Genomic DNA, 14,378 nt, shown 5'->3' with positions numbered 1-14,378 from the left:
AATGTTGATTCTGTAACTCCTCTTTCGCAGTAAATATTTCACCTCTGAGATCTTGTTTCACAGCTTCAGATATCTCTGACTGAACGTTCTGAACCACATTCTGAAGCCCTTTTACATCTTCACAAACACTCTTATATTGGTTGTTTAGTACATCTATGTTGGCGGCATTTTCATTTCGCAGTTCTTGCTCCAACTTCGAGATCACTTCATAATGTTGATTCTGTAACTCCTCTTTCGTAGTAAATATTTCACCTTTGAGATCTTGTTTCACAGCTTCAGATATCTCTGACTGAACGTTCTGAACCACATTCTGAAGCCCTTTTACATCTTCATAAACATGCTTAAATTGGTTGTTTAGTACATCAATGTTGGCGGCATTTTCACTTCGCAGTTCTTGTGCCAACTTCGAGATCACTTCATAATGTTGATTTTGTAACTCCTCTTTCGTAGTAAATATTTCACCTCTGAGATCTTGTTTCACAGCTTCAGTTATCTCTGACTGAACGGTATGGAGCTCATTCTGAAGCCCTTTTACATCTTCAGAAACATGCTTATATTGATTATTTAGTGAATCTACGTTGGCGGTAATTTCGCTTCGCATTTCTTGCTCCAACTCCGAGATAATTTCATAATGTTGATTCTGTAACTCCTCTTTCGCGGTAAATATTTCACCTCTGAGATCTTGTTTCACAGCTTCAGTTATCTCTGACTGAACGGTATGGAGCTCATTCTGAAGCCCTTTTACATCTTCAGAAACATGCTTATATTGGTTATTTAGTGAATCTACGTTGGCGGTAATTTCGCTTCGCAATTCTTGCTCCAACTCCGAGACCCTTTCATGATGTTGATTCTGTAACTCCTTTGTTGCAGAAACGATGTCTCCTCTGAGAGTTTGCTCCAGCGCTTCAGTGATCTTGGGCAAAACGGTATGGAGCACAATCTGCAGCCCTTTTACATCCTCATAAACAGTCTTATATTGGTTGTTCAGCAAATCTACGTTGGCGGTAATTTCCCTTCGCATTTCTTGCTCCAACTTCGAGACAACTTCATAATGTTGATTCTGTAGCTCCTTCGTCGCAGAAACGATGTCTCCTCTGAGATTTTGCTCCAGCGCTTCAGAGATCTTGGGCTGAATGGTCTGAATGGCCTGAACGTTCTGAAGCACATTCTGCAGCGCTTTTACATCTTCAGAAACAGTCTTAATTTGCATTTTCAGTAAATCTATGTGATCAGCAACTTCACTTCTATCGTTTTGTTCGATAACCTCAACTACCTTAAAAGTAAAAAGTTTAATTACATTACGAAGTTCAGTAACTTCTTCCGATACGCTATGACATTGAATATTCAGTGATTCAACCATGCTCGTAAACTTATCGTCTTGATTGTCCTCCTTCGAAACTTCGATAACCTTTTCCGTGAGCGTATGGATTATACTTCGAAGTTCGGCAACTTCATTCGTGAGCTGAACAAACGGAGTGTTAGCGTTTTCCTGTCTAGTTGATACTTGTCTGCCGCTTGAGATAGACGATATACCAACCATTTGCTTCATATCATCAACATGTTCATGTTCCTGTATACGCAATGGAGATCTATTTGCATCCATTTTTTGCGTCAGAAGCTGTACCATATTACGTAATTCCATGGTTCCGTTGCTTATTAGGGGATTAGATTTGTTTTCTATTATAGACAAGCTCGAAGCAGGAACAATTGCAGGTGCAGGAGTTAAAAGAAATTCTTCCCTATTAGGTGTACGAATTGATTTCTGGCTCATTTCCTGTAAATGTTCATAAATGAACTTATGTGATTTATTGGCATCTTTCATTTTTGAAATGTTCCGAAAAATTTCGATAGCTTCTTCTGTATATCTTAAGGTTCCCCCAACAGCGATCGTCGGAAGAAAAGCACTATATTGTTTGGACCATTCCAACACACTTGCTTGCGGTTTTCTAATTTTACGGGCAATCTCATTGACCTTAAATGTCCTTTTCATTGTTGTGTATCCTCATCCTTTCTTCTTATGTCCAACGGGCTTAGGCATCTATAACATATTATTCAGCGCAACATGCAAATGACAATGAATGAGTGAAATAGTTAACAAAGCAAAGAGGCTGTCCCACAAGTAGGACAGCCTCGATTATAGAAAAATAAGATTATTTAACAAGACCATACGGATCAATAACGGACTGGTGTTACATCAGGGAAGTCAAAAGCCTGTAAGGTTGTATTCAAAAGGCTTGTCACGTTAGCCTGAACCGTCGCAAAATTCACGTTATCCGGATCGTAAACTCATCTTTAAAATCGAAGTGCAGGCACAGGCGCCAGTGGACTTCCAGCCGTTTCGCTATCTCCCGTAAAGGTCACACCATCAAGTGAATATTGCGTATTCAGGGCACGAATTTTGCCCGTATACGATGGGTCTGCAGGATCTGCTTGGTTGTTGCGCAGCGGATAAACAACATCGATAATTTGGGAGTTCTCTACGAGAACCGCGCCGTCCTCTGTTGAAATGGCACCATTACTTGTCACGCCAAAATGATACCCTTTACCAGACAACGCCGTTTCCATGGCAGGAGTTATTTTCGTTTTGGCATCCCATGCATCAGCATTATCCATCACGATATTATAAACCCAAACCTTCGTGCTGGCTCCTTCGATCGTCAGATAATCCCAATCGTTTTTGTCATAATTGCCCTTGGAAGCTTCATCCCACTCCCAAAGCTCATCAAACTCCAGATTACGAATAATAAGATTGGAGGTATATTTCACATCGAGAGAAGCATGTTTGATTTTCGCCCCATTCGCAGAGAAGATCGTCAATCCGTTAAATCCGTCGATGTATATTTTACTTACGCCTGTCGACATCAACACGGGATGCGTTTGGGCAGGATTGTTCGCCACGAAAGGCATAACTTGCGCCGCCGCAGGAATCTCATTCCAACCTAAATCCAAATCATTCATAATTCCAACCACTTTATAGCCTGAATTCTTCTTTAAAGCAACGGCAAGATCTGTGGCGTTGTAAACCTTTTTGTATTGTGCATCGGTTTCAGCAATGTTGCCGCCACCTGTATTCCCAATTGCAAAACCAGCCAAATTATAAGTACTTAAGGAACCGGAAGGTGGAGTTGGTGTTGGGCTTGGTGGTATTGTCGGAGTCGGACTTGGCGTTGCAGTCGGCGTTGGAGAAGGAGCCGTTGGTGTTGGACTTGGTGACGAAGCTCCGCCCGTATCCGATACGATCACTTGATCGAATTTCGATACCGTTTTATAAGCGACAAGACCTACAGCTCCAGCAGTCAAACTTGTATCCGCAGCAGTCAACTCCAGAGTGCCATTGACATACATATTGATGGTGGAACCGATCAATTCCAATTTGACCGTATACCAGCGCCCGTCTAATTAAATACTTTGACCTTTTCTATATTTCGCTGGACTAACGCTTGGATCTACTGCAGCTGTTTCCCTTCACCCCGAAAGTATAGCCTCCGCAACAAGTTGCCCCGACAAAGTCACCATAGGGGTCCCTCCACCTGAATGGGCTGTACCGCCGACAAACCATAACCCCGTCAAATCCGCTTGATTGGACGGTTTAGCAAAGGTTTGGCGGGCAACGATATTTTCGTTGAAGGCAGGGCTTCCGACGTCCCGACTGTATATATTAGAAGCCTAAATTCCGGTGAATAGGGGCCCCTGTGTCCGCTAGATTTTCAAAACAGCTGAAATCAACGAAATAACATCCCCTTTGTCCGTTAGCAAGCTTCGAGGGGGAAGCCTGGTTGGAGTCGCGGATTAAGGAACAGCTCGATAAGGCGACGAAATCAGTGATGTACAGGCATTCCTTTTTTTCCCATATTACCTAACGGACATGGAAGACGCTATTGCGGTAGGAATGGGTCTTTTTCAGAATCTAACGGACACTACAGCCGCTAATTTGGCTGTATTACTCGATGGATGCCTGAATTCGGCTGAATAGAGCCGTCTGGGTCCGTTAGAATTTCAAAACCACTATTTTGGACCAAATAAGGTCCACCATGTCCGTTAGGGAGATTAGCGTGGGGAAATTACGCGATCTGGAGGGATTTGAAAGAATCCGTAGAAATCCGGAGGAATATTGAGGAATATCGGGGAAACCGCGAATATCGGGGAAATTTAATTAAATCCTCAGCTGAAATGTCCGATACCGCTGACGACCTCCGACAACCAGTAGCATTTGTTTTTCAAGAAGTTGATGCAAAATACGCCTTGTATGGCGATCAGTAAGACGTAATTGCGTGGCTAGTTCTGAGGGCGTGAAGGGGCGCAGTAGTCGGCGAGCGTAACGTAGTACTTCTGCCTCTGCCCAATCCAAATCAGCCGACACCTCCGTCGAAAGAAATTTCCCCACAAATGAGAGAATCAGCTGCTGACACTGCTTCGGCTCTTCTTTAATAGACAAGTACGCAATAGGCAAAAACATCCACCCGTCGAGAGCCAACAAGCTATGTCGCATGCATAAATCCTTAAACCTTTTGACGTCAAGGTCTCTGGCATGCGATGCATATCCTTGAATTTCGATCCCTCCCTTCACTCCACCAGGCATATAGGCCAGATCCAGATATCGAAATCCATTATTAAAATCACGCACCTCCCACTCCGGATAGAGATACTTAAAGTTTCCGATTGCAGGATACCATATGCACCTTAGAAATTCTATGGTTCCATGGCCAAGACCTTTCTCAAGTAATTCTCGTCTTCTTGGATTAACTTCTTCATCCATCATTGATTTCATCCACTCTGCGTACTTTTGCTCAAACAAACATCCATCTCCCCTTTTCTTGAACTAGCCATAAACAAACAAAAACCGTTCCACTGCATCGCTCCAACGAGCGCCATGCAATGAAACGGCGTGTGCTTCACTCCGTCTAAACCTTTTGTCATCTTCACATTCGTATAAAAGAAAGCATTTCGGTCCACAAGTGTAAAGATCCACAAGCAGTTACCCAAACAACGGCCGATATGCAAATAATCAAAATGGCCCAGCAATAGCCATCACGTGAGTAGGCGAAGAACCCCATTGCTTTGGTGCATTGGCAGAATCACAGGACGTTCCAGCGGATGTTTGTTCGGCTGATGAATAGTCAGCTGAAGTGTACCGTCAAGCGCTTGAAATAACATGCCATGTACGCCATCGCGAATATTTGGCTGGCCCATCCCACACATTTTGACCGGTAGAGCCGTATAAATAGTATTTACCGTTCGTCAGATCACTTCTGTGTCATCTACACCAATTACTCGTATGTATACTCTTTCACTTTTGTCATTCATGAATGCCATCATCCTTTATCTCGAACTTTACTCCCTGATGCTTAATTCAGGCATTTCGTCTTTCATCGTTTGTTTGATAGGTTCCCATTCAGATTCGAGTTGAGCCCTATCTAATTTGCTAACTTCGCTAAACGGAATTACTTCAAAATGGCGGAAACTCTCATATTTATTATAAGTCGGGATAAAGACAGGTTCAATGAGTTCAATGGAAGTCTTATCTAACAATTGGGTTTTCACTACGGTTATCTGCCCTATCCCGCCTATTAATTGGATCATCTGATCTTGTGCAGATAAAAAATTTCCTAACGAATACATAACGAAGGTACGTTGACCGTCTTTGCGCGTTATCCAATTCATCGGTTGTAGCACATGAGGGTGAGTGCCAATAATGATATCCGCACCCCAATCCGCTAATTTCTGAGCTAGCGCTGTTTGGGAATCATTGGGCATGGTTTGATTTTCGATACCCCAATGGGTAGAAACGACGACGACGTCCGAGATTAGCTTGGCTTTTTCAATGTCATGTTTCATGGTTTCTTCTTCAAATACATTGACTAAATAGGACTTATTCGCCGGAACAGCAATCCCGTTAGTTCCATACGTATAGGCTAGAAAGGAGAACGTAATGTTATTCTTCGTAATCGTCCTAACCCGGTCCCGATCTTCTTGTGAAAGAAAGGACCCTGTGTAAGGCATGCCGATTTGGTTCCAATACTCGGAAGCGCTTAAGATCCCCTTCTCGCCCATATCCATCGCATGATTGTTGGCATTGGTCACCATTGAGATACCGGAATCGAGCAGCGCATCACCGACTTCATGCGGGCTATTAAACAACGGATAGGAGGATAATCCTAACATGCTGCCACCGATGACTGTTTCTTGATTAGCTATTGCTACATCTGTCCCTTGAATGAGAGGTTTCACTTTCTTGAACATGGGTTTAAAATTGTAAGTTCCATCGGGCTGTGCAGCATCCTGATACACGGTATTATGAATCAAAATATCTCCAATTGCAGATAATCCAGCTTTCGTGACAACGGGTGTAGGAGACGGAGTTGGAAGCGGAGCCACAGAGGGTACAGGCGTTGGAGAAGACGCCACCTTCTCGGATGGCACAGGAGTCTGAGTAACTTTCTTGGTTACATTTGAGGGATCAGTTATTTCAGTATTCCTAGTGTTATTATTGATATTACAACCAATGACTAATAAACCAAAAACCAACAAGAAAACGATTAAGGCCATTGTGCGCTTGATGTGTACCACGTTAATCCTCCATGCAACTTACTGCTAGTATTCAACCATTTCAGTCGAATCACGAAAATTGTAACAGTTATTGGAAATTAATTTTGTCGATTCTTCGTGTCGAATACAAAATTAAAAAGCATACTACGTGAAAGTAGCATGCCTTATCATAGTGCTATTACCATTTCGTAATGCTGCCTTCCTCTTTTCACTACCTGAAATTAATTAATGGTCCAGAACGGGTCTGCCGAATAAGTATCCTTGCATGGTTTCGCAATTAAAATCCTGCAGCAATCTTAGATCCTCTTCGTTCTCTACGCCTTCAGCAATCACATTGAGCTTTACACAAATATCCCCCTAATGGTTGGTTACATATCTCTTAATTGAATGGCCGAGAACACAAGATCAATGATTTCCCCACGTGCTTGATTTATAAACCCTAAAGATGTTTGTTGTAGATTTTCGATCGACACACAGGAAGTTAAGAGAATTTTTTCTGAGAAAAAATACATCGAAAGTTCATACGAAGAGGACACATTCTTAACAACATCGCTAATATTCGTTTTTTTGTATTTATCAGGAAGTTCAATTGCGTAGATTAAGTACAAGGGTTCACCTTGAACTTGCGTCATCTGAAAAAATTCCTTATACATATTCGTCGTAAAAGAATTCCATCGGAAACCAAATTTAAATAATGGCTCTTCCTCCCATTTAGGCTCGAATTGTGATATTAACTCGAGAAATTGCTCGCGATAGTAATGGATTAGATTCATGTTTGTAAACACCTCGCAATTCCTTATTAGTGTTGTAAGCGTTTTATATCCTTATCTTACCTATTAATTGTTGTGAAACTTCCATTCAGAATTTTAGGGAAACATGTTTTTTGCTAATAATTCGCTAATGATTATGCTTACAACTCCCCTAAAGTAGAGGAACCTCCCCGACTTTAGTACAGGATCCATAACCGTCAACGGTCCGTTTTCGTTATCATTCAAAGAAGATACAATAATATCATAAGAACGAAGCAGCAAACGAAAATGCTTAAATTCGAGAGGAGATACAACATATGAATAAATTATTCAGATCCACGACTGACAGTAAAGTAACAGGGCTTTGCGGAGGAATTGCAGAATGGCTTGGGGTAAATGCTACACTGATTCGACTTCTAGTTGTTGCAACTGCGCTTTGCAGCTTTGGAACTGTCACATTGCTTTACTTCATCAGCTCTATCCTGATCCCAAAGATGCCCTATAGCCACTTTTAAAAGTAGGCACGAAAAACGCCCATCATCCGGCTTTAAATGCGAGGAGATGAGCGTTTTTCCTATGTATGATATGGCTCTGCGAATAGCATCTAGTACGCGATCACCTTGAAATGGCTTCACAATGAAATCTTTGGCCCCAGCCTGAATCGCTTGAACGACCATGCCCTGTTGCCCCATATCAGAGTGTCGTTATATCTAGCGAAACCCCTTGCGCACCTAAGATGGTCGTGGTTCCCCCCGCAATAATGATTGATGAAATAGAAAACGGAGCTCGCTCATCCGCGCAGCTCCATAACAAGAAATGTAAAGAAAAAAAGACCGCATTCACCCGAGTAGGAAGAGTGATTGTAGTCTTTTTGGACGTTCCGCTTTATCCAAAAGATTAGCGTTTGTAGCCTTGCAGCTGCTGTTCCGCTATTTGTACCAACCTCTTCGTGATGGTGCCACCGATCGAACCCGCATCACGTGTTAGCAGATTTCCATTGTAACCATTGGGTTGCAGCGCAATCCCTAACTCTTGAGCTACTTCATACTTTAATTGATTTAAAGCGGCCTTAGCTTGTGGAACTAGCAATGTGTTGTTGTTAGCCATGACATAAATCACTCCTTCTCGTGGTGTAAGCTTATTTTGTGGAGTGTAAGGAAATCTTATACATTCAAATTTTATTTTTCGTGTTTTAATGGAATGACAATCGTGAAAGTTACGCCATCCACTTGTGTAGCAAAATCGATACTGCCTTTATATCGTTCAATTAACTGTTTGATGATATGAAGTCCTAAGCCTTTATTGTTCTTTCCTGTCTTGGTAGAAAACCCGGATTCAAATATTCGTGTATAAATCTCAGGACAAATAGGAGGGCAAGTATTCTGCACCTTAATGATGAGTTGGTTGGCTTGCACAGTTCCTTCTACCGTAACTTTTCTTTCAGTAACAGGAAGTTCAACCGCCGCATCAAAGGAATTATCAATTAAATTACTCAAAATGCGAACCAAATCTGTTGTTTTTATCGTTGTGAGGCGCAGGTTTTCCATATTCTTAAAATCTACCTGCATATCAATATTGTGTACTTCGGATTGTGCAAGCTTAGCTTGGATAATTCCGCTTAAGGCTGGAATATTAATTTCAACAGCTTTAATTTTGTTATCCATCACTTTCGCATCCTGTATTAAGGGATTAATGTATTCTTGCAAACTTTCATACTTCTTCAATTTGATCATCCAGGATATGGTCGTAATATGGTTAATGATATCATGACGTTGTTCTTTGATGGATTGAACAATGGAATTAATATTATCGAGATAAACATCCTGAACCGTCTTAACGGCTCCTTCATTTTTCTTCCGCGTAATTGAAAACAGAATGATGATAACAGCACAAACAAGCAGTGTAACAAGGCTCATGAATAAGAAAACTTCCCGGAACTGCTGTTTTAACGTTTGTTCAATTTGACTGTAATCGGTTGCAACCATCACGACTTTAGGTAAATCATCTCGCTTATATTTCAGATTCGAAGTTTCAATCGGGGTAAAGCTTTTTAGAATGTTTTTCCCATTGATTTCGACATTGTAAAAAATGGTTTTATTATTTTGTAAAGCTTCCCTAATTTTATCCTCTTCCATCATATCTCTATACACATATGAACCGTTTAACAGGAGTCTCTCCGAATACCAGCTGCCTCTATTGTATGGCGTAGGTCCTTTTTCGAAAATTTTCTCCGGATTTAAGACAGCAATTTCAATCAGATTTCCCTTGTTATTTTCAAGCAGCTCTTGGATACTAACATCCACGCCGACTTTTTCCCTATAATGCGCTAGACTACTTGTTACATTCAAATAAGGATTAATAATATAATTGGTTGTCCCATCATAATATTCCCCCCACTTCCTGATGTTTGTAACATCGGTGGATGCTGTATCAATGGGGCCGCTCCAATAATGATCAAGCGTTAAACCGGTGCCAACATCGACGCTTTTCATGTCCGTTAACTGTAAGTGTGCCGAATATACGATTCCCCAAGTCTTGGAGCTTGCGTTGATTTCTTTCGGATCGGAGGATCTCACCCCAATAAAGTCATTATCCCGACGCTCAAATAACGTAATACCATCTAAATTCAGTTGCTTTGTCAGTTCGACTAATTGCTCATTCGTGACAAGATGGAAGTCTGGATTGAGAGACTTTTGAATAGCAATCGAAGCTGTCCTTAGGTCATGACCAAGCATTTCATCGTACGTTGCTTCTACCTCATTTTGCTTATGAAGCTCTGATGAAACCGTAGAAGTAACAATGTTGATTTTCTCTTTTTGATGATTATTCAGAAGAACTTTCGAATGTTGAAAATACGTTATGTTCATACTTAATAAAGCAATGAGAAAGATTAGTATCGTTTTTAGCGGGAATTTATCTAAAGATGAAAACATGCTTACGACTCCCTCAATATTCTTTTTATCTTCATTATAAGCAATTTTGTCGAATTTTGCAGTTTATTTTTAAAATTGTCCAGATGTGATCATGAGATAACTTAAAACGATTTTGAATATCTCAATAGTTTCCTTTTGTTGCAGTAGAAGGGCTGATTTTTCGTACCTTTCTTGAGCCAGGTCATCTTCAATTAAGAGGAGTAACCAAACGGTGTGCAACGCACTATATTTGTGATAGTCACATATAAAATTCATCTTTGTTGGCGACTGAAGGCTATTGCGCGCAGAGCTATATCTGGCAAGAACGTCTAAACGTGATGCCTGATTAATGGCTGGTCTTCGATATTGCGGGCTTGTTATGTCCATCAGAGTGTAAAGATCCCAGAACACACTATTCGTATGAAGGTACTCCCAGTCGAAGATAAAGAGCTTTGTATCCACTTCAGCAATGTTTAATGGATACAAGTCGCCATGTGAGATGACGGTTTCACTTTCAAGATGATGTTGCAGCAGAATTTCACGGTAAAAATAATCGATATGGTCATTAGAAAATCCATGGATGAAGAATAATTCCCTCATTTGTTCGGCCTTTGAGAGGATAAAACCTTGTATTTCTTTGATACGCGGAGAATGGCCTTCAAATTCATTGGGTACAAGAGATGTAGGCAAGAGATGCCAATAGGGCATTAATTCAGCCGTTTTTTTCATGACATCCGCGCTGAAGCTATGTGTTAACTCTCCAAGATCTTCGAAAACCATCCAATAGCTTTCCGGTTCCTTGGCTCGAGAATAATAGTTGATCTTAGGAACATGTACCTTGGGTATTCGGTAGCTAATGTTTTCTTGAACCCACAGCTCTTTCCCCATAGTGGGATAATTCGTTAGCGGTTTATAAATAAAACTGGTCATTTTATTATCCATGCTTACTCGGATTCGTTCCACCTTCTGACCATTGCGACCCACATAGATAACTTCTCGTTCGTGTGGAATCCCGACATGGACCCTACCAGATTCGGAGAAGATTACATCGTTTACTGCTACCATTTTGATGTGCACCGTCCTAATTAGAATAGGAATACTATACCATATTACATAAGATGTTAGACATGATATCCCTATAAAAATATGATATATTGTGAACATTGACGCGATTAATAGTCCAGATGGAGGCCTTATCATGATGTTGCATGTGCTCGTAGACGAAAAAGATCAAACAGCGTGGTACCCTAATTATCTCAGTGGTTTGAAAAAAGGACTAGAAGCAGCGGGTGTCCCGTATGTCTTTTCCCCTGATCTGCCAACGGATCCACAACATCCTGTCTTGATAACACGATACACACTATTTGATCTGATCAAGGAAGCAGATCCAGTTCCAGAGCACCTGTATATTCAAGAGCATGATGTCTGGAATCCCTTTACAAATGCATTAGACTTAGAATCCCTCTGGATTTTCGAACATCCTTCCTTAAAAGCTATTTTCTATACAAATCCCAGCATGGTGCCTTGGGGGAAACGGTGTCTGCCATCGGGATCTCGTGTCGAGGTTATCGCAGCGGGCTTTCCATACGACCATGATTATGTGAATGCAACACTGAGCGGAATCCAATCTTCGGAAGAACGCGAGAAGCTCATTGTTTTCCCAGGTAGAATGAATGAATTTTATCAGCCCTACTTATCGGTACGCATGGCGTTTGAATTTATGGAATTGGGCTACAGAGTTGTTGTCGCATCGCCAGTTACGCCATTGTCCCATTATCCAGTCGCTATGTGGCGAGAATTAGGGATTGAAGTGGGCAGATTGCCACATGCGGAATATTATCAATTGTTATCCAAAGCCACAGCGGCGGTTTCCGTCACCATCGGAGGAAGTTTGACCTTGGCTTTATATGAAGCCCAACTGCTTGGAGCCACACCTATTGCACCAATGGGGCGACATGACCTGCCGCCATTCACAGAAATGTATAACCCTCGATACGATCTATTACATCCAAGACAAGCCATTGACATGGTAGAAAATAAAGTAAGCGTAAGCATTGATTCCAGATGGTTTAGCATTGATGAATATGTGCGAACGATATGCAGCGTGATTTCAAATCAGTTGCCTCTTCCCATTAGTTAAAATCACTGCATAAAAAGGTCAACCGAGTTCATCTCAGTTGACCTTTCCTGTTTACTAAGCTACCGCGGCATTGGACTTTGCGGGTTCATTGTGTTGATCACTCGCTTGATTTGAAAGCCTTCCAACCAAGGAGAATCCGTTGACAACACATGCTCTGACCGATGAATTTCGTCTATTGCGGCTAGGAGTTTCCCTTTTTCCGGTGCTTTCATCGTGAAACAGAGCTGCATGGTTGGCTTTGCAAGGTTGTTGTCAGCTATTTCAAGATCAGGAATCATTTTCATTTTCATAATTTGAATGCCCTGATCACCCAAAGCGGATGCGATCGTGCCGAGTACGCCTGGGTGATCCAGCACCCTAACGGTAAGCTCATGAAAACGACGGTTTCTTAGTAAGTGTTTCTCCCATTTGTTCAATAACAGTAAGCTGACTAAAGCCAAGAAGGTACAGAGCACAGCCACAAAGAAGAACCCTGCTCCTACGCAAAGCCCAACAGCAGCAACAACCCACACCGAAGCAGCCGTTGTGAGTCCGCTGATCACGGAACCGTTCCGTAAGATGGCTCCTGCTCCAAGAAAGCCGATACCGCTGATTACCTGCGCCGCTAGTCTAGCCGGATCAGCCCGCACATTTGCTTCATTGACAAATTCCGAGAACCCGTAGATGGAAAGCAGTATAATCGTGGCAGAACCTAAACAGACGAGAATATGCGTACGAAACCCGGCAGCATGGTTGCTCCATTCGCGCTCCAACCCTATGAATCCACCCAGTACAGTTGCTATCAACAATCGGATCAATAGATCTAGATGAGAAATATGCCACACGCTAGAAACATCACTCATAACTTCCCCTTCTTCCCTCATTCATTGAAAATAAATAGGATTAGTAAATCCGATCATGGTATGGACACGATGAAAAGTACCGAACATCTCAGCTCGAATCCAAGTGACTCCCTCTACATCAGGCGAGATCACAATTTCATGGTCCACTCTCGACAGTTCACAAACTGCAATTTCACCTTTGTTACTGTTCAGTCGCATCGTAATTGAGGCGTCCATCAGCTCCCATTGACCATCCCACGTGGTAAAATCAACACCGAGCACGATATGGAGTCGTTTTGACAGATTCGTTTCTCTACACACGGTTCCGCCGATTCCAGCCAGCAGCTTTCCTTCCGTTCCACGAATAGCTAGTTGCGGAAGCGGTCCCATGGAGACACATACCGCCCCATTTCGCAGGGCGTTTATTACACCAGATTCCGCTCCCTCATCCTCGTCCATCTGCAAATACGTTGCGCAGACAGGATCCTTCACTGGATCTTTACTATGCCAATCCCTCCCGCTTGTAGCAGAGATCCGGATCCCGCGATTAAGAAGATCGGTCCATACGGCAAAAGCCCGAATGTTATTCCTTTGAATAGAAGGAAACAAACCTGACCAAACCTCGATGTAGTCTACTTCACCCCAATCGGAAATCTCAAACTCCTAAAAACAACCCGTACACATCGGGCTGCCAACACGGAAAGGATAAGCAATCCCCACTACGCCACCTTGGCGATGTACGCCCTTAATTCCCCGGGAAATATGAAAGGGACTTAAATTCCGCCAATCCACATAGTCACGAATTCCCAGTGTAACCATATGTCCAAAACACGTTGTCCATTCTAGCCCTTGTATAATGTCAATGCCAATCTGCTCCTGAACCTGCTCACTGTCAGCAAGTCCCGTCATCGTATTGTGGTCGGTTAATGCGAAGCCGGCAAGTCCGAGCGATTTAGCGGCCTCTGCGAGTTCAAGAAGCGATTGTTTCCCATCACTGTGAAATGTATGGGTATGCAGTTCATATGGGAGCCAGCGTGTCATGAGCGTTGCCCCACTTCCTCGATACGCAAGCTGTAACGGACTTGCTCAGATACAACGCAATGGAGAATTATTGTCACACGCAGCTGCCCCCGTGGAATCTGTCCTGGAATGAATCCACAGCTTGGCGTTACAATACCTTCTGCCGAAATGAGTGTCTTCACTGTTCTTT

The 14,378-nt window shown here is 42.3% G+C and carries 14 protein-coding genes and 2 pseudogenes; 2 read left to right on the top strand and 14 right to left on the bottom strand.

Annotation, left to right across the window (positions count from 1 at the left end; genetic code table 11):
- The 7 genes from AC58P7_RS27410 to AC58P7_RS27380 all read right to left on the bottom strand — a co-directional run.
- On the bottom strand, positions 1-1,990 hold a 1,990-nt coding region (locus AC58P7_RS27410), incomplete at its 3' end, for a hypothetical protein (protein WP_497348662.1).
- Between the two features lie 302 nt (positions 1,991-2,292).
- Complete coding sequence (locus tag AC58P7_RS27405; RefSeq protein WP_497348660.1) at positions 2,293-3,372, bottom strand: hypothetical protein; 1,080 nt, start codon at positions 3,370-3,372, stop codon at positions 2,293-2,295.
- Between the two features lie 781 nt (positions 3,373-4,153).
- On the bottom strand, positions 4,154-4,768 hold the full coding sequence (locus tag AC58P7_RS27400; RefSeq protein ID WP_497348674.1) for a transcriptional regulator: 615 nt from the start codon (positions 4,766-4,768) through the stop codon (positions 4,154-4,156).
- 260 nt (positions 4,769-5,028) lie between these two features.
- Positions 5,029-5,190, bottom strand: a complete 162-nt coding sequence (locus AC58P7_RS27395; protein WP_497348658.1) for a hypothetical protein — start codon at positions 5,188-5,190, stop codon at positions 5,029-5,031.
- 141 nt (positions 5,191-5,331) lie between these two features.
- Complete coding sequence (locus AC58P7_RS27390; protein ID WP_497348657.1) at positions 5,332-6,567, bottom strand: CapA family protein; 1,236 nt, start codon at positions 6,565-6,567, stop codon at positions 5,332-5,334.
- Between the two features lie 204 nt (positions 6,568-6,771).
- Positions 6,772-6,879 (bottom strand): EAL domain-containing protein, encoded by a 108-nt coding sequence (locus AC58P7_RS27385; RefSeq protein ID WP_497348655.1) that lies wholly within the window; start codon positions 6,877-6,879, stop codon positions 6,772-6,774.
- Positions 6,880-6,914: 35 nt separating this feature from the next.
- Positions 6,915-7,319, bottom strand: coding sequence for a hypothetical protein (locus AC58P7_RS27380; protein WP_497348653.1), 405 nt, complete (start codon positions 7,317-7,319; stop codon positions 6,915-6,917).
- Positions 7,320-7,612: 293 nt separating this feature from the next.
- Between AC58P7_RS27380 and AC58P7_RS27375 the strand changes: the two genes are divergently transcribed.
- On the top strand, positions 7,613-7,810 hold the full coding sequence (locus tag AC58P7_RS27375) for a PspC domain-containing protein (protein ID WP_497348651.1): 198 nt from the start codon (positions 7,613-7,615) through the stop codon (positions 7,808-7,810).
- Between the two features lie 66 nt (positions 7,811-7,876).
- Here AC58P7_RS27375 and AC58P7_RS27370 read toward each other — a convergent pair.
- From AC58P7_RS27370 to AC58P7_RS27355, 4 genes and pseudogenes are all read right to left on the bottom strand, one after another.
- Positions 7,877-7,993, bottom strand: a pseudogene (locus tag AC58P7_RS27370) (two-component system response regulator); the annotation flags it as partial.
- Positions 7,994-8,192: 199 nt separating this feature from the next.
- On the bottom strand, positions 8,193-8,402 hold the full coding sequence (locus AC58P7_RS27365) for an alpha/beta-type small acid-soluble spore protein (RefSeq protein WP_497348649.1): 210 nt from the start codon (positions 8,400-8,402) through the stop codon (positions 8,193-8,195).
- Positions 8,403-8,473: 71 nt separating this feature from the next.
- A complete protein-coding gene (locus AC58P7_RS27360) occupies positions 8,474-10,228 on the bottom strand; it encodes a sensor histidine kinase (RefSeq protein ID WP_497348647.1) in 1,755 nt (584 codons plus the stop codon).
- A 69-nt stretch (positions 10,229-10,297) separates the two neighbouring features.
- On the bottom strand, positions 10,298-11,149 hold the full coding sequence (locus tag AC58P7_RS27355) for a hypothetical protein (protein ID WP_497348645.1): 852 nt from the start codon (positions 11,147-11,149) through the stop codon (positions 10,298-10,300).
- 256 nt (positions 11,150-11,405) lie between these two features.
- Between AC58P7_RS27355 and AC58P7_RS27350 the strand changes: the two genes are divergently transcribed.
- The gene (locus AC58P7_RS27350; RefSeq protein WP_497348643.1) at positions 11,406-12,347 is read left to right on the top strand and encodes a hypothetical protein; all 942 of its coding nucleotides are present in this window, start codon (positions 11,406-11,408) and stop codon (positions 12,345-12,347) included.
- A 59-nt stretch (positions 12,348-12,406) separates the two neighbouring features.
- Here AC58P7_RS27350 and AC58P7_RS27345 read toward each other — a convergent pair whose 3' ends face one another.
- From AC58P7_RS27345 to AC58P7_RS27335, 3 genes and pseudogenes are all read right to left on the bottom strand, one after another.
- Complete coding sequence (locus AC58P7_RS27345; protein ID WP_497348642.1) at positions 12,407-13,189, bottom strand: MgtC/SapB family protein; 783 nt, start codon at positions 13,187-13,189, stop codon at positions 12,407-12,409.
- A 21-nt stretch (positions 13,190-13,210) separates the two neighbouring features.
- Positions 13,211-14,209: pseudogene (locus AC58P7_RS27340) on the bottom strand (CehA/McbA family metallohydrolase).
- Positions 14,206-14,370 (bottom strand): hypothetical protein, encoded by a 165-nt coding sequence (locus AC58P7_RS27335; RefSeq protein ID WP_497348640.1) that lies wholly within the window; start codon positions 14,368-14,370, stop codon positions 14,206-14,208. Before AC58P7_RS27335 ends, AC58P7_RS27340 begins: the two are co-directional and overlap by 4 nt.
- Positions 14,371-14,378 lie beyond the last annotated feature (8 nt).

The organism is Paenibacillus sp. J22FR5 (genome assembly GCF_059691975.1).
The sequence above is the reverse complement of the archived record's forward strand: the minus strand, read 5'-3'. Positions and strand labels throughout refer to the sequence as shown.

Bases quoted from the DNA above. Each gene is read 5' to 3' on its own strand.
- AC58P7_RS27400 (WP_497348674.1), bottom strand. From the start codon at position 4,768: ATGAAATCAATGATGGATGAAGAAGTTAATCCAAGAAGACGAGAATTA.
- AC58P7_RS27395 (WP_497348658.1), bottom strand. From the start codon at position 5,190: ATGGGCCAGCCAAATATTCGCGATGGCGTACATGGCATGTTATTTCAA.
- AC58P7_RS27380 (WP_497348653.1), bottom strand. From the start codon at position 7,319: ATGAATCTAATCCATTACTATCGCGAGCAATTTCTCGAGTTAATATCA.
- AC58P7_RS27375 (WP_497348651.1), top strand. From the start codon at position 7,613: ATGAATAAATTATTCAGATCCACGACTGACAGTAAAGTAACAGGGCTT.
- AC58P7_RS27365 (WP_497348649.1), bottom strand. From the start codon at position 8,402: ATGGCTAACAACAACACATTGCTAGTTCCACAAGCTAAGGCCGCTTTA.
- AC58P7_RS27360 (WP_497348647.1), bottom strand. From the start codon at position 10,228: ATGTTTTCATCTTTAGATAAATTCCCGCTAAAAACGATACTAATCTTT.
- AC58P7_RS27355 (WP_497348645.1), bottom strand. From the start codon at position 11,149: ATGGATAATAAAATGACCAGTTTTATTTATAAACCGCTAACGAATTAT.
- AC58P7_RS27350 (WP_497348643.1), top strand. From the start codon at position 11,406: ATGATGTTGCATGTGCTCGTAGACGAAAAAGATCAAACAGCGTGGTAC.
- AC58P7_RS27345 (WP_497348642.1), bottom strand. From the start codon at position 13,189: ATGAGTGATGTTTCTAGCGTGTGGCATATTTCTCATCTAGATCTATTG.